Source organism: Methylopila jiangsuensis, from assembly GCF_027922305.1.
Lineage (GTDB): Bacteria > Pseudomonadota > Alphaproteobacteria > Rhizobiales > Methylopilaceae > Methylopila > Methylopila jiangsuensis.
Genome location: NZ_BSFK01000007.1, coordinates 18,830 through 43,873 on the forward strand (window position 1 = coordinate 18,830; position 25,044 = coordinate 43,873).

Consider the following 25,044-nt stretch of genomic DNA (forward strand, 5'->3'; position numbering starts at 1 on the left):
GCTCTACCTCCCCGCTATCTAGACTTGCACCCGCAGGGGAATCTGCTTGCGGAAGGCGTCGCCGCGTTGGCTGGCGGCCATCGTAGATTTTTTGATCGGGGTAAGACGCTCCACGGCCGTTCCTCGGGCCGCCGGGGCGACGGGTGAAGCATGAATCATCAAGCGCTGGCGTCGTTCATCTGGTCGGTCGCGGACCTTCTCCGCGGCGACTACAAGCAGTCTGAATACGGCCGAGTGATTCTGCCGTTCACGGTTCTGCGGCGCCTCGACTGCGTGCTCGAGCCCACCAAAGCCGCGGTGCTGGCCGAGCACAAGGCGAAGATCGCGCTCGGCGTCAACCCCGAGCCGTTCCTGCTGCGCGCCGCTAAGGCCGGCTTCTACAACGCCGATCCGCTCGACCTGCCCAAGCTGATGGGCGATCAGGACAACATCCGCGCCAATCTCAGCCGCTACGTCGAGGGCTTCTCGCCGGCGGTGCGCGACATCTTCGAGCAGTTCGACTTCCACACCCAGATCGACCGGCTCGCCAAAACCGGGCTGCTCTATCAGGTGACGGAGAAGTTCACGCGCGTCGACCTTCACCCCGACAAGGTCGACAACGCCGCGATGGGCGTCGCCTTCGAGGAACTGATCCGCAAGTTCGCGGAGGTCTCGAATGAAACGGCTGGCGACCATTTCACGCCGCGCGAGGTGATCCGGCTCATGGTTAACCTGCTGTTCGTAGAGGACGACGAGGCGCTGACCAGGCCGGGCGTCGTGCGCACTATCTACGACCCCACCGCTGGCACCGGCGGCATGCTGTCGATCGCGGGCGAGTATCTCGCCGAGCACAATCCGCAGGGCCATCTGACCATGTTCGGCCAGGAGCTGAACCCGGAGTCCTATGCGATCTGCAAGGCGGACATGCTCATCAAGGGGCAGGACATCGCCAACATCGCGCCGGGCAACACCCTGTCGGAAGATGGCCACCACGGGCGCCGGTTCGACTACATGCTCTCGAACCCGCCCTTCGGCGTCGAATGGAAGAAGGTCGAGAAGCAGGTCCGCGCCGAGCACGAGCAGCGCGGCTTCGAAGGGCGCTTCGGACCCGGCCTGCCGCGCGTGTCGGACGGCTCGCTGCTGTTCCTCATGCACCTCCTGTCGAAGATGCGCCTGCGCGAGGAAGGCGGCTGTCGCTTCGGCATCGTGCTCAACGGCTCACCGCTGTTCACGGGCGGCGCCGGCAGCGGCGAGAGCGAGATCCGTCGCTACGTGCTCGAGAACGATCTGGTCGAGGCGATCGTCGCTCTGCCGACCGACATGTTCTACAACACCGGCATCTCCACCTATGTCTGGATCCTCAGCAACAAGAAGCCTGAAGGACGCCGCGGCAAGGTCCAGCTGATCGACGCCAGCACCTTTTGGCGCAAAATGCGCAAGTCGCTCGGCTCGAAGCGCAAGGAGATGTCGGCCGAGCAGATTGACACCGTGACGCGGCTGTTTGGCGGGTTCGTCGAGGCGCGGCTCGCGACGCTATTCGACGCCGAGGGCAAGGAGGTCGGCCGTGAGGTCTTGCTCGAGGGCGCGGCCGAACCTGCGGCGCCCGATGGCGGCAAGGTCAAGCTTGCGCCTATCTCCCGCATCTTCCCGAACAGCGCCTTCGGCTATCGCACCATCACGGTCGAGCGGCCACTGCTCGATGAGGCTGGCAAACCGGTGCTCGGCCAGCGCGGCAAGGCGAAGGGTAAGCCGCAGGCGGACTCGAGCCTGCGCGATACCGAGAACGTGCCGCTCGACGAGGACGTCGAAACCTACTTCGAGCGCGAGGTGCTGCCGCACGCGGGCGACGCCTGGATTGACCAAGAGAAGACGAGGACGGGCTACGAGATCCCCTTCACGCGGCACTTCTACGTGTTCGAGCCGCCGCGGCCGCTTGCCGAGATTGATGCCGATCTCGAGGCGGTGACGACGCGCATCAAGGCGATGCTCGAGGGGCTGGCGGCGTGAGCTTCCCACCCTACTGCCACTACAAGCACAGCGGCATCGAATGGCTCGGAGAGCTACCAGTTTCTTGGCAGGCATATCCCGGACGTCGCATTTTCCGCCAAACGCGAATGCCTCGCGCAGACGAAGACGAGCAGCTGTCTGCGTCGCAGAAGTATGGCGTCTTGCCGCAAACTTTGTTGATGCGGTTAGACGACCAGAAAGTCGTCCTCGCCCTCGAGGGCATCGACAATTTTAAGCATGTCGATGAAGATGACTTTGTTATCAGTCTTCGGAGCTTTCAGGGAGGAATAGAAAGATCAAAATACAGTGGATGCGTTAGCCCGGCGTATACTGTTTTGAAATCTAGAATTCCGATACACTCGAGCTTCTTTGCGTATGCTCTCAAATGCAAGCCTTATATCGGCGCCCTTCAGAGCGTTACCGACGGCATCCGCGACGGTAAAAATATTAGCTACGACCAGTTCGGAATAGTCGGACTGCCCTTGCCACCGCTCGAAGAGCAGGCGGTCATCGCCGCCTTCCTCGACCGCGAGACGGCCAAGATCGACGCGCTGGTGGAAGAGCAGCGGCGGCTGATTGCGCTGCTGAAGGAGAAGCGGCAGGCCGTCATCTCCGACGCCGTCACCAAGGGCTTGAACCCCAACGCCCCGATGAAGGACAGCGGCGTCGAGTGGCTCGGCGAGGTGCCGGCGCATTGGGAGGTCGGCCCACTAAAACGATACGTTAAAAACTTCGATGGCCGGCGCATTCCCCTTAGTTCTGAGGAGCGCGGTCATCGAACCGGGTCCGTTCCTTACTATGGAGCATCGGGAATTATCGATTACATCGATGAGCACATCTTTGATGAGGACCTTGTGCTCGTTTCAGAGGACGGCGCCAACCTTGTTACTAGGTCAACACCGATAGCGTTTGTTGCAACTGGACGTTATTGGGTCAACAATCACGCGCATATTCTGAAGCCTCAGGACGGGAGAAATTTATTTTGGGCGGAACGGATTGAGGCGATCAATTTGACGTCAGTAATCACCGGATCCGCCCAGCCGAAACTTACAGCGGACGCCTTGGCTAACCTTCGCGTTGCGGTTCCACCATCAGTGGACGAACGTGAGCAGATTGAAGCTGCAATTGATGGCTGCAGGAACGCTTCTGATCCGCTGTTGGCAGAAGCGCAGCGTGCGATCCTGCTGTTAACCGAGCGGAGATCGACGCTCATATCGCTTGCCGTGACCGGCAAGATCGACGTGCGCGGCACCGCCAACGTGCTGCCGCTCCCCGTCGATCGCGCTCGCGCCCGCGGGCTGATCGCCACCGAGATCATCGAGCGTTCGGCGCATCAGGCGACCTTCGGCCGCGTGAAGCTGCAGAAGATCGTCTACCTCGCGGAAGCCCATGCCGGAGTTTCCGAGGTCGAGGGCGCCTATCTTCGTGAAGCAGCAGGCCCTCTCGATCGCGAGATGATCCGCGACATGGAGCGAGAGGCAGGCGCGCTCGCTGGCGTTCGTGTTGAGCAGCCCGACGGCGTTGGCTCCGCCGTCACCTACCGACTCGGAGATCGACGCGGCACCCGCCGACAGGAACTCGCTGCGCTGCTCGGAGATCGCGCCGCCAAGTTCGACAAGCTGATCGAAGACATCGGCACGATCGGGACCAAGGGCGCTGAGGCGGTCGCGACGCTCTACGCCGTGTGGAACGATGCGCTGATCGACGGCGACACGCCTGCGGACATGGAGATCAAGCTCGCCGTCCTGTCCGAGTGGCACCCTGAGAAGGCCGAGAAGTTCACCATCAACGACCTGCAGATCTGGCTCGACTGGATGCGCCGCCATGGCCTCGTGCCGACAGGCGCAGGTCCGAAGACCACCACCGGCAGGCTGTTCGCATGAGCCAGACAGTCGGCCAGTCGCTGGAGCTCTACTACGTCGATGGTCGGCCGGACGGCATGGTCACGGCGGAGATGTTCAACTGGACGGGGCACGTGCTCACGGCGCCGCGCACCCAGATCCAGGCGGCGCTTGGGCGCACCGAGGCGGCATATACCGGCGTCTACCTGCTGCTTGGCGAGACGGAGGAAGGCCAGCCGCTCGCCTATGTGGGGGAAGGCGAGGACATCAGCAGCCGCATTCGGAGCCACGACGTCAAGCGCGACTGGTGGACGACGGCCGTTTTGGTCACGGCGACCGCGAACCGTCTGAACAAGGCGCACGCGAAGTATCTCGAGTCGCGGCTGATAGAGGTGGCCCGCCGCATCGGCCGCACGCCGCTCGAGAACGGCCCGCAGCCTGCTCGGCCCAGTCTCTCGGAGGCCGATATCGCCAAGATGGAGGCGTTCCTTGAGAACCTCCTGATGGTCCTCCCTGCCGTTCGGGTCGACCTGTTCGTGCAGAGCGCCCGTCCTCCGGCTAAGCCGAGATCGGCGCCCGCGGCAGATCACAAGCCGGAAGCCGTGCGTTTCACCCTCGACCTTAAGAAGCACGGCATCACGGCGACCGCCGTCTATCTCGACGGTGAGTTGGTCGTAGAAAGTGGATCACGGGCGCGCATACGCTGGACGGGGCAGCCCAACAGTTCCTACGAAAAGCTCCACAACGAGCTTGTTCGCGCCGGCGTGCTGGTCCCTGAAGGAGAGCACTGCGTGTTCGCCCAGAACTACGCGTTCAAGAGCCCGAGCGCCGCGGCGGCGGTCATCAAGGGCCGCAACTCCAACGGCCTGACCTCTTGGCGGTTGGAGGGCGCCGACCTGACCTACAAGGAGTGGGAAGCGCAGCAACTTGGCGAGGCGGACGCGCCCCGATGAGCCTGCACAAGGAGATTAGCTTCGAGGAAGAGATCTGCACGCACCTCGCGGCGCATGGCTGGATCTACGAGCCGGGCGCCGCCGCGCATTACGACCGCCAGCGGGCGCTGTTCCCGGCCGATCTCGTCGCATGGGTGCAGCAGACCCAGCCGAAGGCGTGGGAGGCTCTCGGCCGCAGCCACGGCGCTGGCGCCGCGGCGGCGCTGCTGGACCGCGTCCGCAAGCAGATCGAGGATCGCGGCGCTCTCGACGTCATCCGTCACGGCGTCGACATGGTGGGCGTGAAGGGTCGTATCGAGCTCGCGCAGTTCCGCCCCGCCTTCGGAACGAACCCCGACATCATCGCGGCCTATCACGCGAACCGTCTGCGCGTCGTCCGGCAGCTCCGCTACTCCGCGGCGAACGAGAACTCGATCGACGTCGCGCTGTTCCTGAACGGCGTTCCGGTCGCGACCCTCGAGCTCAAGACCGACTTCACCCAGTCGATCTCCGACGCCATCGACCAGTATCGCTTCGACCGGCTGCCGCAGCCAAAGGGACAGGCGCGCGAGCCCCTACTGTCGTTCCCCGGCGGCGCGCTGGTGCACTTCGCGGTGAGCAACAGCGAAGTGCACATGACGACCAAGCTCGCCGGCCCGGCGACGCGGTTCCTGCCGTTCAACAAGGGCGACCATGGCGGCGCCGGCAATCCGACCAACCCGCACGGTCACCGGACCGCCTATCTTTGGGAGGAGGTGCTTGAGCGCGAGAGCTGGCTCGAGATCGTCGGCCGCTATCTCGTCGCCCAGCGGAACGCCAAGAACGCGATCACAGGTCTGATCTTTCCGCGCTATCACCAGCTCGACGCGACCCGCAAGCTTGCGGCGGCGGTGCGCGCAGAAGGACCGGGCGGCAAATACCTGATCCAACACTCGGCCGGCTCCGGCAAGACGAACTCGATCGCGTGGGCCGCGCACTTCCTCGCCGACCTGCACGACGAGGCAGACAGGAAGCTGTTCTCTACGGTGATCGTCGTCTCCGACCGCAACGTCATCGACTCCCAGCTGCAGGACGCGCTGTTCGGCTTCGAGCGCACCACCGGCGTCGTGGCGACAATCCGCAGCGAGGGCGGCGCCAAAAGCGGCCAGCTCGCCGAGGCGCTGGCGCAGGGCAAGAAGATCATAGTCTGCACGATCCAGACCTTTCCTTTCGCGCTCGACGCCGTGCGGGAGCTCGCGGCCACGGAGGGCAAGCGGTTTGCCGTGATCGCCGACGAGGCGCACAGCTCCCAGACCGGCGAGGCCGCGAAGAAGCTCAAGCAGCTGCTGTCGCCGCAGGAGATCGCCGACCTGCAGGACGGCGGCGAAATGAGCGCCGAGGACATCCTCGCCGCCCAAATGGCCGCGCGAGCCGGCGAGACCGGCGTGACCTACGTCGCCTTCACCGCGACCCCCAAGGCCAAGACGCTCGAGCTGTTCGGGCGTCGGCCGAATCCAGACCAGCCGCCCGGACCCGCGAACCTGCCGGCGGCGTTCCACGTCTACTCGATGCGCCAGGCCATCGAGGAGGGCTTCATCCTCGACGTGCTGAAGAACTACACGCCCTACAAGCTGGCCTTCCGGCTAGCGAACGACGGGCAGGACTGGGAGCAGCAGGAGGTCGAGCGCGGCGCTGCGCTAAAGGGCATCATGCGCTGGGTGCGGCTCCACCCCTACAACATCGCCAAGAAGGTCGAGATCGTCGTCGAGCACTACCGCGAGAACGTCCAGCCGCTGCTCGAGGGTAAGGCGAAGGCGATGGTCGTGCTCGGAAGCCGGGTCGAGGCAGTGCGGTGGAAGCTGGCGATCGACAGCTACATAAAATCGAATGGCTACGGGCTCGGCACTCTAGCGGCGTTCTCGGGCGAGGTGAACGACCCGGAGTCGAGCGGAGAGCCGTTCACGGAGGCGAGCGCGACGCTGAACCCCGGCCTCAAGGGACGGGACATCCGCGAGGCCTTCGCCGGCGCCGACTTCCACCTGTTGCTGGTCGCCAACAAGTTCCAGACCGGGTTCGATCAGCCCCTGCTCTGCGGGATGTATGTCGATCGGCGGCTTGCAGGGATACAGGCGGTCCAGACCCTCTCGCGCCTCAACCGCGCCCATCCCGGCAAGGACACCACCTACGTCCTCGACTTCGTGAACTCGTCCGAGGAGATCCTGAACGCCTTCCGCACCTACTACGACACGGCGGAACTCGAAGGCGTCACGGATCCGAACATCGTCCTCGACCTCAAGGCCAAGCTCGACGCCAGCGGTCACTATGACGAGTTCGAGGTGGACCGTGTCGCCGCCGTCGAGATGAACCCGAAGTCCAAGCAAGGCGACCTGATCGCAGCGATCGAGCCGGTGGCGGATCGCCTTCTCAAACGCTTCAAGGCCGCGCAAGAACGTCTGCTGCGCGCCACCGAGCAGGAGGACGTCGTCGGCGCCGGCGAGGCCAAGGACGAGCTCGACGCGCTCCTGCTGTTCAGAGCCGACATGGTCGCCTACCAGAGCGCCTACAGCTTCCTGTCCCAGATTTTCGATTACGCGAACACGGCCGTCGAGAAGCGCTTCCTGTTCTACAAGCGCCTCGTGCCGCTCCTCGAGTTCGGCCGCGAGCGTGAAGGCGTCGACCTCTCGAAGGTGACGCTGACCCACCACAACCTCAAGAACGAGGGCGAGCGCCGCCTAGACGTTTCAGGACGCGACGAGACCAAACTGACGCCCATGACGGGGATGGGGTCGGGCTCCGTGCAGGAAAAGGAGAAGGCGCTCCTCGCCGAGATCATCGCGAAGGTGAACGACCTTTTCGGCGGCGACACCACCGACGGCGACCAACTGAGCTACGTGACGACGCTGCGGGAAAAGATGCTCGAGTCCGAGATCCTGGTGACGCAGGCGGCCAATAACACCAAGGCCCAGTTCGACAACTCGCCGACCCTGACGGCCGAGTTGATGAACGCCATCATCGACGCCTTCGAGGCGCACTCGTCGCTCAGCAAGCAGGCCCTCGACTCATCGAAGGTGCGCGAAGGGCTGAAGGACGTGCTGTTGGGACCGGCGCAGCTTTACGAGGCGTTGCGCGCTCGTGCTGACCAAATGACCGCGGGCGCATGATCGTCTGCTGCTCGGTGCTGCGACTCGCTCACAGACTCACCAGCAGCCGGCGCGACCGGGAGCTGTAGGGTGGGCCCTCGATGTCGAGATTGCGGCCAGCGGCGGCCTGAGCGCGCTGGCGCCTGCCTCGGTGCGTGCAGCTCACCGGCTGAGCGTCACCACATGCCCCAGTTCGGGTTTTTCAGGTTTTCTTCAAGCGTCAGCGCCACCTCCTGGCGCCGGCGGTCTTCCTCGCGCGCGGCTATGATCTCGTCCACCCGCGCCAGAGGCCGACGCAAGGCCGCAGCTGTCCAGCTGTCACCGCGAGCCGGGCGATGCCCGCGCGCATTGAGGAAGTCCGCGATCTTCGAGACCGCGGTGATGTTCTGCGACCGCGCCTCCTCGACCAGCGGCACCAATTCCTCGGCCCGGCCGTCGGCCTTGCGCGCAGTAGCCGCGGCGCCGATCTTCTGCGCCTCGGAGATCTTCGGATTGCCCAGGACGACGCCCTCGGCCTTCTTGCGGGCGAGCGCCTCCTTGGTCAGCCGGCCGATCTCCTCGCCCTCGAACTGGGCCCTACGCGCCTGGGTCTGCACCACGACCGGGTCCGCATCCTCACCGAGCGAGACGTCGATGATGGGGCGGCCCGTGAAGCGGGCCAACTTGGCGATGGTCTCCGCGTGGCGCGAGGCCCGGTCGAGATTCGACACGAGCACCGGGTAGCCCTTCGTCTTCGAGAGCTCGATCGCCTTCCGGAACTCCGGCCGCTTCTGGTCGCTGTCCTCGCCCATGGCCGAGATCCCGGCGTCCTCGAACCGCTGGACGATCCTGTAGCCCGAAGCCTTAGCGAACGCGTCGATCGCCTCCTTCTGAGCCCGCAGTCCGAACCCGCTGTCGGCCTGTGCCTGTGTCGAAACCCTCGTGTAAGCGATCACCCGCTGCATATGTCTACCTGTTGCTCCTCTTAGGGTGTGATGTGATCAGTTCTAAATGACCCCTGTTAGCTATGATAACATCGCCGACGCATTGTGTGCAATGCTAATTGGGGTTTAGTTGTGCGCATCTCGCCAACTGCTCGACATATGACCGCGTGCTCGCACTGACGCACGTTTTCGGCGGATGCGGATGCTGACGATCCCCAACCAGTCCTCGGTCGCGAAGGTCCTTAGGGAGATCGACGATGGCGGCCAGATGAAGCCGTCGCCCTACTATGAGCCCGTGGTCGACGGGATGGAGGAGCTGACGAAGTTCACGCCGCTCACGCGCGACGTCTCCTACTACCTGACCGACCGCTACAGCACGCGGAGGAAGAGCGTCGCGGCGCCGACCGAGCGCGTCGACCTCAAGCGCGCGGACTGACGCGTGCTTGTATTGCGTGCAGCCTAGAAGCTGGCAGGAAGCGCTCGTTCGTCGCCATGATGGGGCAGGCGTCGGGGGGGCGGCATGAGTCAGACGAGTGTTGTCGAGCGGACTGGTAGCCGAGGGTCGGTTTCCGAGGTCGCGTGCGTGTTCTTGAAGCTCGGCCTTACCTCGTTCGGTGGGCCGATCGCGCATTTGGGATACTTCCGCGACGAGCTGGTCGTCAGACGCCGCTGGATCGATGATGCCGGATATGCCGACATCGTCGCGCTCTGCCAGTTCCTACCGGGGCCCGCCTCGAGTCAGGTCGGCTTCGCGCTCGGCATGATGCGTGCCGGCGCCCTCGGGGCGTTCGCGGCATGGGCCGCCTTCACGCTGCCCTCCGCGGCCCTGATGGTCGCCATCGCATATGGAGCCGAGGCATTCTCCGGTCCGCTCGGATCGGCAGTCGCCCACGGCCTGAAGCTGGTTGCTGTCGCGATCGTCGCACAGGCAGTCCTCGGTATGGCGCGGTCGCTGCTTCCGGATCGGACGACCGCGACCATCGCTGTGGTCGCCATCGCGGCGATCGTCTTCGGCGGGCCTTGGGGCCAGCTCGCCGCCATCGCCATCGGCGCAGTGGTGGGGCTGATGTTGCGGGACGAAGCCGCCGCGGCGCCCATAGGGTCTTCACCTTCGTTCGGTATAGGCCGCGGCCTCGGGATCGCGTGCGCGATCGCGTTCGTCGTGCTGATGTTCGGTCTACCGCTTTTGCGCGCCTCGACGGACGCGCATTCGATGGCGCTCTTCGACTCCTTCTACCGATCCGGGGCGCTGGTCTTCGGCGGCGGTCACGTCGTCCTTCCGCTCCTACAGGCCGAGACGGTTCCGCCGGGATGGATCGACGCCAGCACTTTCCTGACAGGCTATGGCGCCGCGCAGGCGATGCCCGGCCCGCTATTCACCTTCGCGGCCTTCCTCGGAGCTGCGATGGGCCCTGAGCCGAACGGCGTCGTCGGTGCGACGATCGCGCTCGTTGCAGTGTTCCTGCCTGGGCTCCTCGTGCTCGTCGCTGCGCTGCCTTTCTGGGGCGCCATCCGGGAGCGCCCGACCGCGCGGGCCGCGCTCAGAGGCGCAAACGCTGCGGTCGTGGGCGTTCTCGCTGCAGCGCTATACGACCCCGTCTGGATAAGCGCTGTGCTGTCGCCGAGGGACTTCCTGATCGCGGCGGCTGGCTTCGCAGCGCTCGTCGCTTGGCGGGCCGCGCCCTGGACGGTAGTCGTGGGGATCGTCGCAGCGACCGTCTCGCTGTCGTTGGCGCTAGGTTGACGCCCATCCTGATGCGCCTCCCCAAGGATGCGTGACATAGGCGACTCAGAGAGAGCGAAGTTCCGCACCCGGGAAAGTATCGCGGGCGAGCGAGAACTATTTTTGCCCAAGAAGATCAGCAGATCCGACCCGACGCGCTGGCGGTCGCTTCTCGAAAAACACCGTTTTCGATGATACTCGCATGATACTCGACCTACACTCGGCACATACCAGAATGGTCGACGACAAGATCCAAGGATGAACTCCGGGGCGACAGAACCCATACTCGAACCCCTTCAAGCATGTTGACTTCTTCTAGGACTTCGACCGCCACGTCGTTGGTCCGGCCCTCTCCTACCAATGTCAAAAGGAATACCTTCCGCAATTAAAAATCGGGACGTGTTAGATCAGCGTCTTACGATTTGCAGAAGGGTCATTTCAAAATGGGGCGCCTCGTTGGCTACATGCGCGTGTCTACCTCCGAGCAGGATCTCGCGCTCCAGAAGCACGACCTCGAGAAGATGAGCGTGGACGCGATCTTTCACGACGTGACGTCGGGCGCCAATCCGAAGCGACCGGGGCTCAGAGACGCCCTGAACGCTTTGCAGCAGGGCGACACGCTGGTCGTGTGGCGTCTCGACCGGCTCGGGCGCTCGATGCGTCAGTTGATCGACACCGTCGAGGAGATCCAGAAGCAGGGAGCCCACCTCAAGAGCGTGAACGAGGCGATCGATACAGGCACAGCCACGGGACGTATGCTGCTCCACGTTCTGGGTGCTCTTGCCGAGTTCGAGCGTGAGACGATCCGCGAGCGCGTCACCGCCGGCATGGCGGCGGCCAAGCGCGACGGGCGGCATGTGGGGCACCCCCAATCGATGAGGCCGGACACGGTGGCGGTGGCGCGCGGGATGCTCGACGAGGGCAAGAGCTGGCAGGAGGTCTCCCGCATCTTCAACGTGTCGCCCTCGACCTTGTCGCGTGCGTTGCGGCGGCAGACCGGCCCCGCCATACAAACCCAGAACGTCGGATGATGTGATTTCTGGGGATAGAGCACATCTGGTGTGTCGACACGCTTTCCACCCAACATATTGGGTTGCATATTTCGCGTCATAGTTGGTTCGATGAGAACGAAGCGGCACTTTCCCGTTTCGTTCGCGTGGAGGCCACATGCCGCAGCAGGACGACGCGTTCGCTCGGTTCTCGACGCTTCCGCACGATGATCTCGTGCGGAAGGTTGAGGCTCACGTAAAGGCGACTGGAGAGCCTGAGACGCTGGCGGACCTCTTCCACGGGAGGATCTCGAAGGACGAGAAGTTCGTCATCTTGGCGAAGGTCAACGTCCCGCAGAGCCGGCGCCCCAACCGCGACTACGCACCGTGTCCGATGTGCGTCCCGAACAAGTTCCTCGAAGGCCGCCTCTGCTGGTTCCCGAGGCTCGAATGCGTGGCGCTCATCGGGCATGACTGCGCCAACAAGGAGAACTCGCAAGACGCCGAGAGCGAGTGGCAGCGGAGGCGGCGAGAGAAGGAGGAGACGGACTTCCTCCTCGACCACCTACTGCTGGTGCAGGACATGGTCGCCGTGCTCGAAGACTTCCGCCCCGTCGCGATCGCCGCGCGCGACTTGTTCCGCCATTTCAGGTCGAAGGCCGGATCAGTCCATCGAGAGCTACGTCATGTAGCAAAGACCGGTGCCCAGTTGTCTGTCGCGGAGAAGGTCTGGGGACAACTCCAAGCCGTTGGCCCTTCGGGGTTCGGCGGCGCCGCAGGACACACGCGGACGATCACCTTCGGGCCCCTACACGGGGTCACCGCGGTCCAGCGCGACTTCGACCCGGTTCGGAGGGTCGATGCTGCATACGAGCGCCTGAAGCCCCTGCTCTGCGACGACGACGACGCGGTTCTTGCGATGATCGAGGGCCTCGATGAAAAGGAGCGGCACACCGCCGTGGTCTTCATCAAGGAAGCCGAACGTGAGTTCGGCAAGGTCCTCGCCATGATCAAGGACATGCGGAACTTCTTCGCGGCCGACAACCTGAAGCGGATTGATGCGTGGGGAACTCACGAGGACAACCCACATCAGATCCGGGTCGATGACCGGCGGATCATTGGGAAGAACGAGATCTACATCACCGGCGACGGCGCCCGGGCGCTTCTAAGTCCGGACCCGGTCCTCTGGAGCTTTCAGGCCGCCTGGCCGAAAGCAGCCTGACCAACGCGGTGCCAGCGACGCGCGAGGACGACGCCGTAAGCGCCACCTAGCCGACCCGGAGATGCGACAGGTCGAGATCGCCGTAGGTGATGGAGTCGATCACCGGCGCGTCACGGCGGACGCGATCCTCGGGCACCTTTCCATAGCCAGACGTCTGGAGCTTCGTCATCGCGTGGCCGACGATCGGCGCGATCTCCTCGTCGAGGTATCCACCGCCTCGCATCGCGTCGATCGCGGTGTGCCGGAACGAGTGCGACGACAGCCCGGGCCCGTCCTTCACGCCGATGCGCGCAAGATGGCGCGAGAACTCGCGGCTGTAGTCCGCGATCCACTGGCCGCGCGAGTTCTTCGCCGCAGCCGGGAACAACCTCTCGGCACCCGCGGCCTTCATCGCCTCGACGTGGCGGATGAAGCCCAGTCGCACGAGTTCGGGATGAACCACGACCACCCGCTCGCTCGACACCGTCTTGAGCGACTTCCCGCCGCCCCCACGCTTTGTCACGAAGATCGTGTGGCGGTCGTGCTGCTCGAACACATCCTTGACGAGTAGCTGGGCGACTTCGCCCTGGCGCATGCCCGTGAACATCTGGACGAGCGACGTCCAGAACCAGTGGTCCCGCGTCACGTCGCCGGCGAACATGTCCGAGGAGAAGATGGTCTGGAGCTGCTCCGGCGTGAACGTCTCCGGCGGGCGTTCCTCGACGTTGAGATATAGGCCGTGACACGGGTTCACCTCCCGGTCGAGGTGCCCTTGATTGATCGCCCACTTGCAGAACGCCCCTACGGCGCTCAGCCAGCGATTGATGGTCTTCGCGGACACGAACGGCTTCAAGTCCTCCTCGAGGTTCCGGTTGGCCTCAATGACGTCCTCCATCGACTTCAACCCCTTGAAGGCCTTCGTGTCGGAGGCCCGCCGAGGATACTCACGGCACAGATCCACCCAATCCCGCACGCTGGCCTTGGTGATGGCGTCGATCGTCGCCCGGTCCGGCAGCGTCGAAGCGAAGAGTCGGAACGCGTATTTCGACTGCGCCAGCGTGTCGGCGTTGCAGTTCTCGGGGTTGTGCTTCTCGAACTTGTCGAAGACCTCGAGGATCCCCTCGCCCGGCTTGGCCCGCGGCGTCCGCGGCGCCGAGACCAGCGGGTCCTTGACCGCGCCCGTGAAGTCGCCGTCATCAAGTTCGTCGCCGCGCCGAAAGGCCTCGATCATGCCACGCTGGACGGCGCTCGCGATCTTCTTCCGGGCGACAGTTCCCGGTTTGGCGTCCAGATGCTTCTCGCGGATAAAGTTCTCGACGTCCTCCCGAACCGTGCTTTCGCCGAAGCGCCCCGCCTCGGCACGCATCGCCGCGTTCAGCTCGGCGCGCACGGTGGCGTGATAGGCGACCTCCCGCTCGGCCTCCAGCATGATGCCGTGAGCCTCGTCCTCGTCGTGCTCACGGCGGAGGAACGCCCACATCGCAGCTCGATCGGCATCTGTTACGACCCCCATCCGCAACCACGTGTCGAGAGCGATCCTCTCGTTGTAGGCACCTAGCGCGGCCTCATGGAGGTCGTCCTCGGTCAGTGCGACACGAGCAGGAAGCCCTTCCAGCTGGGCCTTGAAAATCCTGTCGTAGCGCGCTCCAGCCGGCTTCATCGCGATCTTCGCCGCGCGTAGGTCGGTGGTGTTCAGCGACACCCAGATCCTCTCCTTCGGCAGCTTGCCGCTCGAGGGATAGAGGTGGCGCAGCTCCTTCGGGATCACGATCCGGAGGTAGTAGTGGCCATTGCGGTTCACGAGACCGGCAGGGAGGGTCGACACGGGCACAGCGCGACTCCACAACACGTTGATGGCAGCACTTTATGGCAGCAAAAACCGCAGATCAAGATAGAGACGACGCTCTTTCTCTCGGGTTTCAAGGATTTCGTCCCGTATAGATTATAATCCAGGTCCCCCAGCCAGCTTTCTCCTAAGATATTAAAGCGTGACGGTTTTTTACCTGCGTGTTCGCGCGTGGTCGTAACGCGTTGTCAGGCGTCATGATCTGGGCCTCGCTCGGTCGACTAAGGCCGCGTGCCCGCTACGATCGCGGCCCGGAGCATCTGCCTCAGGTCGGCCCGCGCATGGAGTCGATCCTGACGCTGGCGGGCAGCGCGACGAAGCCGGATGGAGTCCGGACCTTCGTGCGTCTCGGCGACGCGCGCGGCGCGACGAAGACGATCGGCATACGCCCTCAAACGCGTCTCACCGCATTGGCGCGTCGCGCTCGACGAGCAAGGCCGCGGTCGGAAGCTGTCGCCTGCGGGTTTGGCGAAGCGCCCGCGCATTGGAGCCCGGTCCGCGCGCCCCACGCGGAGACGGCCGGAAACACTGAGGCCCATGTCCGCGACGACTCGCGTTGACTCTTGTGCAAGCGGAGATATTTTAGAACAAAATAGGAACATGAAGATGGCGGCGCATGAAACCACATTGGGGGAGTTGAGGGCCGCCATCGCAGGGTGCGAGCAGGGCGGCGCGCTTCGTGGCGTGCGCCTGTTCGAGCTTGGAGCGCCGGAACTCGACGCGGGTCTTGGCGGGGGTCTCGCGCGCGGCGCGCTGCACGAGGTCTATGCGCGGGGCGCAGGGGACGCCGCAGCGGCGGCGGGCTTCGGACTGGGGATCGCGTCGAGGGCCGCTGGGGGGCGCGCGCTGGCATGGGTTCGACAGGACCTCGTCGACGTCGAGACCGGCGAGCTCTATGGCGGCGGTCTTGCGGCCTTCGGCCTTGATCCCGGACGGGTTGTTCTCGTCAGGACAAGAAACGCGGTCGAGACGCTCCGCGCGTTGGAGGAGGCGGCCCGATGCGCGGCTCTGGGCGCCGCTGCGGTCGAGCTGTGGGGCGAGCCGGGGGCGCTGGACCTGAGGGCGAGCCGTCGCCTGTCGCTTGCGGCCAGGGCCTCGGGCGTCACCGTCGTCATGATCCGGCTGAACGCCAGCCCCGCTCCGAGCGCCGCAGCGAGCCGCTGGAGCGTCGCCGCGTCCGCATCCGCGCCGCTGGAGGCCGACGCTCCCGGCGGACCCGCATTCGAAGCCGTCCTGCTGCGCCACCGCGCCGGGCTCGCCGCCCGAAGCTGGCGACTGGAGTGGAACCGTGACCGCGCATCCTTCATCGCCCCGCCGCTATCTCGCTCTCTGGTTTCCGTTCCTGCCTACGGACAGAGAGCGGCGGACAGCGACGGAGCGTGGCGACGCGCCGGCTGAGCCCTTCGCCCTCATAAAGCCGGTGAAGGGCGCGCTCAGGCTCGTGGCGTCGAGCCGCGACGCGCTGGCGCTTGGCCTTGCGCCGGGCGTCACCCTCGCCGACGCCCGCGCGCGGACGCCGAATCTGGTGGTCGCGGATCACGACCCCGCGGCGGACGCGGCGCAGCTCGCCCGTATGGCTGAGGCCTGCGACCGCTGGACGCCGTCCGTCGCGCTCGATCCGCCTCACGGCCTGATCCTCGACGTGACCGGCTGCAGCCATCTGTTCCGCGGCGAGGGCGCCATGCGCGCGCAAATCGTCGGGCGGTTCCGCCGGGGCGGCTTCGCCGTGCGCGCTTCGCTGGCCGGCACGCCGGACGCGGCGCGCGCGCTCGCGCGCTTCGGCCAGGCCGCGGTCGTCGCCCCGGGCGAAGAGGCGGCGGCCGTCCGGCCCCTGCCGGTCGCAGCGCTCGGACTGGATGGCGACGCCTGCCGCGCGCTTGCGCTCGCCGGATTGAAAACGATCTCCGACCTTGCGGACAGGCCGAGCCGTCCGCTCGCGGCCCGTTTCGGCGAGGATCTGATCACCCGGCTGCGGCGGACCTTGGGTCTGGAGGATCGGCGCATCGACCCGCTGCGGCCACGTCCGGCGATCGTCGTCGAGCGGCGCTTCGCCGAACCGATCGCCCATACGGACGCGGTCGAGGACGCGCTCCGGACGCTCATCGCGGAAGCCGCAGCACGGCTGGAGGCGCAAGGCCTTGGCGGGCGGAGCTTCGAGGCGGGCTTTTTTCGCGCCGACGGCGCGGTGCGCCGGGTCAGCGTCGGGACCGGCCGTCCGTCGCGCGATCCGGTCTCCGTGTTCCGCCTATTCGCGACCCGTCTCGACACGCTGACAGATCCGCTCGACCCAGGCTTCGGGTTCGACCTGGTCCGGCTCGTCGTTCCGGTCGCGGAGACGCTGGCCGAGGTCGAGCCGCGGTTCGACGGCGGCGAGAGGGCGCATGACGAGGTGTCCGATCTCGTCGACCGGCTGGTCGCGCGCTATGGCCCCGCGCGGGTGCTCGGCTTCCAGAGCGCCGACACGAACGACCCCGCGCGCGCCTCGCGTCTCGTGCCGGCGGCTTCGGCCGCCGCGCCGGCGCTCTGGCCGGTCTCGGAGAGCGGGGAGCCGCCGCTCAGGCCGCTGCGTCTGTTCGACCGTCCACAGCCGATCGACACGATCGCGGAGACGCCGGACGGCCCGCCGCTGCGGTTCCGCTGGCGGCGCGTCCTGCACAGAATCGCCCGCGCCGAAGGGCCGGAACGCATCGCGCCGGAGTGGTGGCGGGCGCCCGATGCCCCGACGCGCGACTACTACCGGGTCGAGGATGCGGAGGGCCGCCGGTTCTGGGTGTTCCGGGAGGGGCTTTACGGGCGCGAGACCGCCGAGCCGCGCTGGTATCTGCACGGGCTGTTCGCATGAGCGCTCCGAACACGGCTTACGCGGAGCTCGCCGCGTCGACGAATTTCTCGTTTCTGCACGGCGCGTCGCATCCCCAGCATATGGTGCTGACCGCCCTGCTGCTTGGCCAGACCGGGATCGGCGTCGCCGACCGCAACACGCTGGCCGGCGTGGTGCGCGCCCACAGCGCGCTGAAGCAGTTGCGCGCCGAGGGCGCGCCGCCGCCGGAGAAGACCCGGCAGGGCTCGGGGCCCGGCGAAGTGGTCTTGGTCGAAGCGCCCTGGGCGCCCGACGCGCCGTTCTCGCGCGCGGAGCTGAAACGGCGGGCGGAGGCGTTCCGGCTTGTGGTGGGAGCGCGGCTGGTCTTTGCGGACGGCGCGCCGGACGTGATCGCCTATCCCGTCGACCGCGCGGGCTGGGGCCGGCTTTGCCGCCTGCTCACGCGGGGCAATCTCCGCGCCGGCAAGGGCGCGTGCGTCCTCCGCCTCGACGATCTTCTGGCGGACGCCGGGAGCCTTCTGCTGATCGTCGTGCCGGGGCGCTCTCTCGACGGCCTTGGTCCGGCGCTGGCCGGAATCGCGGAAGCGGCCCCCGGCGCGACCTGGCTCGCCGCCGCCATGCACCGCCGCGGCGACGATCGCCGACGGCTGGCGCGGCTGCAGGCGACCGCGCGTAACGCGGGCGTTCCGCTCATCGCGGTGAACGACGCGCTGTATGACGAGCCCGGCGCGCGCGACCTTCAGGACGTCCTCACCTGCATCCGCGAGGGCCGCACGGTCGAGACCGCGGGCCGGCTGCTGGAGACGAACGCCGAGCGCCACCTGAAATCCCCGGAGGAGATGGCGCGGCTGTTCCGCGAGGCGCCCGAGGCGATCGCCGAGACGCAGAATCTGCTCGTGCGCATCGACTTCACGCTCGACGACCTGAAATACGATTATCCGGACGAACCCGTTCCGCCGGGATGGGAGCCGCAGGACTGGCTTGAGGAGCAGACCTGGCGCCGCGCCGCGATCCGTTACCCGGACGGGGTTCCGCCCAAGGTCGCGGCGCTGCTGCGCGACGAGTTCGCGCTCATCAGGAAGCTCGATTACGCCCGCTACTTCCTGACCATCCTCGACATCGTGCGGGCGGCCGAGGACCGGGGCATCCTCTGTCAGGGGCGCGGATCGGCGGCCAACTCCGCCGTCTGCTACGCCCTCGGCATCACCGCCGTCGACCCGGCGGAGCATGATCTGCTGTTCGCCCGCTTCCTGTCGGAGGAGCGGCGGGAGCCGCCGGACATCGACGTGGATTTCGAGCATGAACGGCGCGAGGAGATCATCCAGCACATCTACGAACGCTACGGACGGCACCGCGCGGGCATCGCCGCGGCCGTCATCCGCTATCGGCCGCGCAGCGCCATGCGCGAGGTGGGCAAGGCTCTGGGCCTGACCGAGGACGTCACCGCCCGTCTCGCCTCGACCCAGTGGGGGAGCTGGGGCGCCGAAATCAGGGACGAGCACATCCGCCAGACCGGGATCGACCCGGCGAACCCCGCCATCCGCCGCGCGCTCGGCCTCGCCCGAAGGCTGCTGGGGTTTCCCCGCCACCTTTCGCAGCACGTGGGCGGCTTCGTGCTGACCCGCGGCCGGCTCGACGAGACCGTGCCGATCGGCAACGCCGCGATGGCGGACCGCACCTTCATCGAATGGGACAAGGACGACATCGACGAACTCGGCCTGATGAAGGTCGACGTGCTCGCGCTCGGCATGCTGACCTGCATCCGCAAGGCGTTCGACCTCATCCAGCAGCATGAGGGACAGCGGCCCGATCTCGCCGCGATCCCGAAGGACGACCCCGAAACCTACGCCATGCTGCAGCGGGCGGATTCGATCGGCGTGTTCCAGGTCGAGAGCCGCGCGCAGATGAACATGCTTCCGCGGCTGAAGCCGGCGGCGTTCTACGATCTCGTCGTCCAGGTGGCGATCGTGCGGCCCGGCCCCATCCAGGGCGGCATGGTGCATCCCTATCTCCGCCGGCGCATGGGACTCGAGGAGGTGCGCTTTCCCGCCCCGGCGCCCGAGCACGGACCCGCGGACGAGCTTCGGCAGGTGCTCGCCCGAACGCTCGGCGTGCCGCTGTTCCAGGAGCAGGCCATGCGGCTCGCCATGGTCGCGGCCAGGTTTTCCGACGTGGAGGCGAACCAGTTGCGCCGCGCGATGGCGACCTTCCGCAACGTGGGCACGATCCAGAATTTCGAGACGCTGATGGTCGAGCGCATGGCGGCGCGCGGCTACGACCGGGCCTTCGCCCAGCGCTGTTTCGAGCAGATCAAGGGCTTCGGCTCTTACGGCTTCCCGGAAAGCCACGCGGCCTCCTTCGCCAAGCTGGTCTACATCTCCTCATGGATCAAACGTCATCACCCGGCGGTCTTCGCCTGCGCGCTGCTCAACTCCCAGCCCATGGGCTTCTACGCCCCGGCCCAGATCGTGCGTGACGCGCAGGAGCACGGCGTGGAGGTGCGCGCGGTCGACGTCAACTCCAGCGCCTACGACAACGCGCTGGAGCGGAACGGCGACGCGCTCGCCCTGCGGATCGGGCTCCGGCAGGTGGCGGGACTGGCGGAGAGCGATGCGCTGCGCCTGACGGAGGCGCGTGGCGAAGGCTTCCCCGACATGGAGACGCTCGCCGCCCGGAGCGGCCTTTCCGGACGGGCGCTGCGGCTGCTGGCGGCGGCCGATGCGTTCCGCTCCCTCGGCCTCGACCGACGCGCCGCGCTCTGGGCCGTGCGCCGTCTGCCGGACGACCGGCCCTTGCCGCTGTTCGCCGCCGCCGCCGCCCGTGAGTTGGGGGACGAACCTGCGGTGGCGCTGCCGGACATGCCGCTGGCCGCGCATGTGGCGGCGGACTACCAGTCGATGCGCCTGTCGCTGAAGGCGCATCCGATGGCGATCCTGCGGCCGGCCTTCGCCCGGGACCGCATCGCGACCTGCGCGGAAACCATCGGACGTGGGGATGGCGCCGTCTGCCGCACCGCCGGGGTGGTGCTGGTGCGCCAGCGTCCCGGCGCGGGGAACGCCATCTTCGTCACGCTGGAGGACGAAACCGGCGTGGTCAATGTCGTCATCTGGGCGCGCGTCTTCGAGCGCTTTCGCCGCGAGGTGATGGGGGCCCGCCTGCTGCTGGTCGAAGGCCGCGTGCAGAAAAGTCCGGAGGGCGTCGCCCATCTGCTGGCGAGCCGCCTCGTGGACCGTTCGGCAGAACTGCGCCGGCTGTCGGACGAGACGGATGTCATGGCCGAACGCGCCCGCGCCGATGCGTTCGCCCAGCCCCACCCGCCGCCCGGCGCCTCAGGTCATCCCCGCGACGTTCGCATCCTGCCGCGTTCCCGTGATTTTCACTGACGATGCGAACGCCCGATCGAGACTTGCGGCGCGGTCGGCGACGCCAAGCGCCATTCCGATCACCTCGCGCAAGCTCGACATGCCGCTGACGATGAAGATCGATCTCAGCGGTTCGTCTCGCTGGAGACATGGCAGGCCGCGCAGGATCGCCGGACGGGCGGCGCGAAGGCGCCCGTCCGCAAGGATTTGCGAGAGGATTGCCCGCTGCGCGGTTTCATGATCTGCGCCTTTTGCGGCAGAGCCTTCGCCGCGTGCCGGTCGAAAGGCCCAGCCCGATCTACGCCTGCCACCTTTGCGGCGCCAAGGGCTGGCGTGAGTGTCGGAAGTCCGTGCGCAAGGAGCGGATCGAAGCTGACTTCGAAGCGCTGCGACCAGCCTCGTCCTTGCACAAAGACTGTTCGGTCCCGCGCTCGCGATTCTGCGCGATCTGCGGGATGCGCGGCTGACATCCGGCAAGGAGCGGATCGCGGCGGTTCAGGACGAGCTGCGCGCCATCGACCATAAGGTTGATCAGTTGCTCGACCGCATCGTTGACGCGAGCGGTGATTCCGTCGTCGCGACTTACGGGAAGCGCGTGCGCGAACGGGAGGCGCAGAAGGCCGTCACGAAGGAGAAGATCGCCTCCTGCGGTCGGCCGCTCGCGTCGTTCGCCAACACGTATCGAACCGCCTGCGACGTCCTTGCAAACCCTTGGAAGCTGTGGCGTTCCGAGCGCCTCGAAGACCGTCGCGCGGTGCTCAGGCTCGTGTTTGCTGATCGTCTCGCCTACGCGCGGAACGAAGGCTATCGAACCGTCAGAATATCAATGACGTTCAAAATGATAGGAGACTTCAAAATGCGCAAAAGGGACGTGGTGGAGCCGAGGGGATTCGAACCCCTGACCTCTGCAGTGCGATTGCAGCGCTCTCCCAACTGAGCTACGGCCCCGCGTCCCGAAGGCGCGTCATTTACCGGGGGGCGCCTGGCGGTGTCAAGCGGGCGGCGGCGGTTTTGGCGCCGCAGCGCGGCGGTCTTGCCCGGCCGTGAGGCGGTCGCTACATCTCGAAGCCCGCCGGCTTCCGATCCCGCTTCCCAGGACAGACACCCATGCGCGCGCTGCTCGACGTCGTTCTGCTCGCTTTGCAGCTCTACACGTGGCTGCTGATCGCGGCGGCGATCCTGTCCTGGCTGGTGGCGTTCAACGTGGTCAACACCCGCAACGGCGTGGTGGCCGCCATCGGCGACTTCCTCTACCGCATCACCGAGCCGCTGCTGCGGCCGATCCGCAACGTCATGCCGAATCTCGGCGGGATCGACCTGTCGCCGGTGGTGCTGCTGCTCATCATCTTCCTGATCGAGCGCGTCATCGTGCTCTATCTCTATCCTAACGTGTTCTGACGCCCTTAATCCCGTGTCTCCGTTTCAGGCGGGCGACGGCGTTCTGTCCGTGCGGGTGCGGCTGACGCCCCATGGCGGCCGCGATTCGATCGACGGGATCGAGACGCTCGCCGACGGGACCGCCGTGCTGCTCGCCCGGGTGCGGGCCGCGGCGCAGAACGGCGAGGCCAACGACGCGCTGCGCGCCCTGCTCGCCAAGGCGGCCGGCGCGCCGCGCTCCCGGGTCGCGCTGAAGCGCGGCGCCTCAAGCCGCATCAAGCTGTTCGAAATCGACGGCGAGCCCGCGGCGATCGAAGCCCGGCTGAGGGCCGCGACGGGCTGACGGGCCCTTGAAGACCGGGACCTCACGCGTAGACTTGCGGCCCATGAGCCAAGCCTCGCCCGCCCTTGAAGCCTTCACCGACGAGATGATCCGTCTCTGCGCGAAAAAGGGCTATCACCCCACCGCGTTCAAAGGCATGCGGGAGCGTCACGGCACGCTGGAGGCCATGAGGCGGCTGGTCCGGAACGGCGATGTCCAGAGCGGGTTTCTCCGACTGACCGAGCTCGGCCTGCAGGACTGGACGATCGAGGCCGCCATCCTCAGGTTCAAGCCGGAGTTTGATCGAACGGATATCGAGTGCGCCCGCTGGCGGCTCGCGCAAGCGAGCAGGGCTGTGTGACGCGTGCGGCGAGGACGCCGCGGAAAGATCCCGCTTTCTTGACGGCGGCGGCCCTGCGGTCTATAGGGGCGCCTTCTCATTCAGGCGCGCTTTCGCGTGGCCGCGGGCCTTCACGGTCCGATGCGCCGGGCGGTTCGCGGGCCAGACGCCATCATCCAGGAGTTCTGCCATGTCGCGGCGTTGCGAACTGACCGGCAAGGCCGTGCTGAGCGGTCACAAGGTCAGCCACTCGAACCACAAGACCAAGCGCACCTTCCGTCCCAACCTCGTGCAGGTCTCCCTGCTCTCCGAGACGCTGGGCAAGCCGGTGCGTCTGCGCGTCTCCGCCCACGCCCTGCGCTCGGTGGAGCATCGCGGCGGTCTGGACGCGTTCCTCGCCAAGGCCTCCGAGCTGGAGCTCAGCCAGAACGCCCGCGAGCTGAAGCGCAAGATCGCTAAGGCCTCCGAGGCGCCGGCCGAGCAGGCCGCCGCCTCCTGATCCTTTCATGAGCGGGCGGGCCTCGTCGCGCTTCTCGGCCGCCGCGCGTGATCTGACGCTGCCTGTCGCCGCGATGACCCTGGTCGTCGCGGCGTCGAACGTTCTGCTGCAGCATCCGGTTCAGGTCGCCGGGCTGGACGACAAGCTGACCTGGGGCGCCTTCACTTATCCGGTCGCCTTTCTGGTCACGGACCTCACCAACCGCCGCTTCGGCCCGGACGCCGCCCGGCGCGTGGTCTATGTGAGCTTCGCGCTCGCCGTGGCGCTGTCGATCGGGCTCGCCACGCCCCGAATCGCGCTGGCGTCGGGCGCGGCCTTTCTCGTCGGTCAGTTGCTGGATGTGAGCGTGTTCGCGCGCCTGCGCCGGCTCGCCTGGTGGCGGGCGCCGCTGGCGGCGAGCCTCTTGGGCTCGGCCGTGGACACCGCCCTGTTCTTCACGCTGGCTTTCGCCGGAGATGCGGGCATGTCCGCGCCGGTGTCGCTGGCGGGAACCGGCGTGATGACGCCGCTGTGGGGCAGCCTCGCAACGTTCGATTTCCTGGTGAAGGTCGCCGGCGCGCTGGTTCTGCTCGCGCCCTACGCCGCGCTGATGGCGAGCGTGCGTCCCTTCGAGTCCGTAGCGCCCGCCCGCTGAGCGCGGGAGATTCCATCGGCGCCCGTCGCGCCATATCCAAATGTGGTCTCAGAGCCCGTTTGGAACATGCGGAAGCATGCGATTCAAGCTCCCGTCACGCTCGCCGAAGGCGGGCGTCCACGATCTTCCGCCACGAAATTTTTAAGCGTTCACGTCGTGGAGGCCCGAGACACGCTCGGGAACGACGCCAAACGCAAGTTTCCGAACAGGCTCTCAGAGATCCGCGCCTCGGGCGGTCCTGTCCGCCGGCGCGCCGACCACGAAGGACGAGGCCTGGATCACCGCCAGCCCCACTTCCGTGCGCACCGCGATCTTCCACGGCAGCAGCGCGCGGGTTCCGGCCACGGGCGCGAGCCAGATCTCCATGTCCCTGTTGCTTTCGAGGAACGTCACCTGCTTGCGGCCGGGCTTGTGGCCGGCGATGGCCTTGTAGCTCGCCTTGCACACCACCGCCTTGCCGGAATACTGCCCGGCGCCGGATTTGGCGGCCTTCACGTCCTCGGTGCGGTCGTAGCGCAGCGTCACGTCGAAGCGCTGGCGGCCGTCGAACACGGGCAGCACCCGGTCGCAGGCGGCGGACGTCAGCGGATCGGCGCCGGCGGGGGCCGGCATCATCAGCGCGCTGACGGGATCGACGATTCCCTTCTTGTCGGCCTCCGTCAACGGCACGATCCCGTTGGTCTTCGACGGCGGCTCCACCGAGAGCTGGCTCACGGCGTCGGAGGCGAGCGCGAAGCGGATGACCTGACCCTTGTCGCCGGATTTGGTGTTGATGGCGTAGGCGCTGGGGACGGGCCGCGCGGCCTCCAGCACGCCGCGGGAGGTGGCCGCGCCCCGGCCGCCGGTGAGGAAGCGCGCGAGGCCCGTAAGCCGCACGCTGACGTTCATGTCATAGGCCTTGCCGTCCACGCCGGCCTGCATCGAGGCGGCGCCGATGCTGAAGCCCGCCAGCGTCAGGTCATAGCGGGCCCGCACCCGCGTCTCCTCGGCGGAGGCGGCGGTGGCGCTCATCAGGAGCGCGGCGGCGGAGACGGCGGCGATGCGGGAGACCACGAACATCCTCGGACAGATGGGTGCGGCGCGGGCGACATCAGAATCGGTTCAGGGCCCACGCGTCTGCCTGAAGGCT

The 25,044-nt window shown here is 66.6% G+C and carries 18 protein-coding genes, 1 tRNA gene and 1 pseudogene; 16 read left to right on the forward strand and 4 right to left on the reverse strand.

Annotated features, from left to right (window positions below):
• The first annotated feature begins 150 nt into the window (after window positions 1–150).
• Genes PKE85_RS07205 through PKE85_RS07220 form a run of 4 tightly spaced genes read left to right on the forward strand, consistent with a single transcriptional unit; the run spans window position 151 to window position 7,899 of the window.
• Complete coding sequence (locus PKE85_RS07205; RefSeq protein ID WP_271204125.1) at window positions 151–1,986, forward strand: type I restriction-modification system subunit M; 1,836 nt, start codon at window positions 151–153, stop codon at window positions 1,984–1,986.
• Window positions 1,983–3,869 (forward strand): restriction endonuclease subunit S, encoded by a 1,887-nt coding sequence (locus PKE85_RS07210; protein WP_271204126.1) that lies wholly within the window; start codon window positions 1,983–1,985, stop codon window positions 3,867–3,869. The genes PKE85_RS07205 and PKE85_RS07210 overlap by 4 nt, the downstream gene beginning before the upstream one ends.
• Complete coding sequence (locus tag PKE85_RS07215) at window positions 3,866–4,780, forward strand: GIY-YIG nuclease family protein (RefSeq protein WP_271204127.1); 915 nt, start codon at window positions 3,866–3,868, stop codon at window positions 4,778–4,780. The genes PKE85_RS07210 and PKE85_RS07215 overlap by 4 nt, the downstream gene beginning before the upstream one ends.
• Window positions 4,777–7,899, forward strand: a complete 3,123-nt coding sequence (locus PKE85_RS07220) for a type I restriction endonuclease subunit R (RefSeq protein WP_271204128.1) — start codon at window positions 4,777–4,779, stop codon at window positions 7,897–7,899. Before PKE85_RS07215 ends, PKE85_RS07220 begins: the two co-directional genes overlap by 4 nt.
• Window positions 7,900–8,054: 155 nt before the next feature.
• Here the strand turns inward: PKE85_RS07220 and PKE85_RS07225 are convergent, their stop codons facing one another.
• A complete protein-coding gene (locus PKE85_RS07225) occupies window positions 8,055–8,822 on the reverse strand; it encodes a recombinase family protein (RefSeq protein WP_271204129.1) in 768 nt (255 codons plus the stop codon).
• 169 nt (window positions 8,823–8,991) lie between these two features.
• Between PKE85_RS07225 and PKE85_RS07230 the strand changes: the two are divergent.
• The 4 genes and pseudogenes from PKE85_RS07230 to PKE85_RS07245 all read left to right on the forward strand — a co-directional run.
• Window positions 8,992–9,237 (forward strand): annotated as a pseudogene (locus PKE85_RS07230) (arsenical resistance protein ArsH); the annotation flags it as partial.
• A gap of 84 nt (window positions 9,238–9,321) precedes the next feature.
• A complete protein-coding gene (gene chrA / locus PKE85_RS07235) occupies window positions 9,322–10,545 on the forward strand; it encodes a chromate efflux transporter (protein ID WP_271204130.1) in 1,224 nt (407 codons plus the stop codon).
• 422 nt (window positions 10,546–10,967) lie between these two features.
• The gene (locus tag PKE85_RS07240) at window positions 10,968–11,555 is read left to right on the forward strand and encodes a recombinase family protein (RefSeq protein WP_271204131.1); all 588 of its coding nucleotides are present in this window, start codon (window positions 10,968–10,970) and stop codon (window positions 11,553–11,555) included.
• A 136-nt stretch (window positions 11,556–11,691) separates the two neighbouring features.
• A complete protein-coding gene (locus tag PKE85_RS07245) occupies window positions 11,692–12,735 on the forward strand; it encodes a hypothetical protein (protein WP_271204132.1) in 1,044 nt (347 codons plus the stop codon).
• 46 nt (window positions 12,736–12,781) lie between these two features.
• On the opposite strand, the gene PKE85_RS07250 is transcribed toward PKE85_RS07245, so the two are convergent.
• Window positions 12,782–14,539, reverse strand: coding sequence for a site-specific integrase (locus PKE85_RS07250; RefSeq protein ID WP_271204133.1), 1,758 nt, complete (start codon window positions 14,537–14,539; stop codon window positions 12,782–12,784).
• A gap of 558 nt (window positions 14,540–15,097) precedes the next feature.
• Between PKE85_RS07250 and PKE85_RS07255 the strand changes: the two genes are divergently transcribed.
• The 3 genes from PKE85_RS07255 to PKE85_RS07265 are packed head-to-tail and all read left to right on the forward strand — an operon-like array spanning window position 15,098 to window position 20,764.
• Window positions 15,098–15,958: a hypothetical protein gene (locus tag PKE85_RS07255; RefSeq protein ID WP_271204134.1), complete on the forward strand. Its 861-nt coding sequence runs from the start codon at window positions 15,098–15,100 to the stop codon at window positions 15,956–15,958.
• A 43-nt stretch (window positions 15,959–16,001) separates the two neighbouring features.
• On the forward strand, window positions 16,002–17,402 hold the full coding sequence (locus PKE85_RS07260; protein WP_271204135.1) for a Y-family DNA polymerase: 1,401 nt from the start codon (window positions 16,002–16,004) through the stop codon (window positions 17,400–17,402).
• The gene (locus PKE85_RS07265) at window positions 17,399–20,764 is read left to right on the forward strand and encodes an error-prone DNA polymerase (RefSeq protein ID WP_271204136.1); all 3,366 of its coding nucleotides are present in this window, start codon (window positions 17,399–17,401) and stop codon (window positions 20,762–20,764) included. The genes PKE85_RS07260 and PKE85_RS07265 overlap by 4 nt, the downstream gene beginning before the upstream one ends.
• A gap of 851 nt (window positions 20,765–21,615) precedes the next feature.
• On the opposite strand, the gene PKE85_RS07270 is transcribed toward PKE85_RS07265, so the two are convergent.
• Window positions 21,616–21,691: transfer RNA gene (locus PKE85_RS07270), tRNA-Ala, on the reverse strand.
• A 159-nt stretch (window positions 21,692–21,850) separates the two neighbouring features.
• On the opposite strand from PKE85_RS07270, the gene PKE85_RS07275 reads away from it, so the two are divergent.
• From PKE85_RS07275 to PKE85_RS07295, 5 genes are all read left to right on the forward strand, one after another.
• Window positions 21,851–22,141, forward strand: a complete 291-nt coding sequence (locus PKE85_RS07275; protein ID WP_271204137.1) for a YggT family protein — start codon at window positions 21,851–21,853, stop codon at window positions 22,139–22,141.
• 13 nt (window positions 22,142–22,154) lie between these two features.
• Window positions 22,155–22,463 (forward strand): DUF167 family protein, encoded by a 309-nt coding sequence (locus PKE85_RS07280; protein ID WP_271204138.1) that lies wholly within the window; start codon window positions 22,155–22,157, stop codon window positions 22,461–22,463.
• 43 nt (window positions 22,464–22,506) lie between these two features.
• On the forward strand, window positions 22,507–22,803 hold the full coding sequence (locus PKE85_RS07285; protein WP_271204139.1) for a hypothetical protein: 297 nt from the start codon (window positions 22,507–22,509) through the stop codon (window positions 22,801–22,803).
• A gap of 169 nt (window positions 22,804–22,972) precedes the next feature.
• Complete coding sequence (gene rpmB, locus PKE85_RS07290) at window positions 22,973–23,281, forward strand: 50S ribosomal protein L28 (protein ID WP_271204140.1); 309 nt, start codon at window positions 22,973–22,975, stop codon at window positions 23,279–23,281.
• A gap of 7 nt (window positions 23,282–23,288) precedes the next feature.
• Entirely contained in the window at window positions 23,289–23,915 is a 627-nt protein-coding gene (locus tag PKE85_RS07295; protein ID WP_271204141.1) for a queuosine precursor transporter, read from the forward strand.
• 213 nt (window positions 23,916–24,128) lie between these two features.
• Here the strand turns inward: PKE85_RS07295 and PKE85_RS07300 are convergent, their stop codons facing one another.
• A complete protein-coding gene (locus PKE85_RS07300) occupies window positions 24,129–24,974 on the reverse strand; it encodes a DUF3108 domain-containing protein (protein ID WP_271204142.1) in 846 nt (281 codons plus the stop codon).
• Window positions 24,975–25,044: the final 70 nt, after the last annotated feature.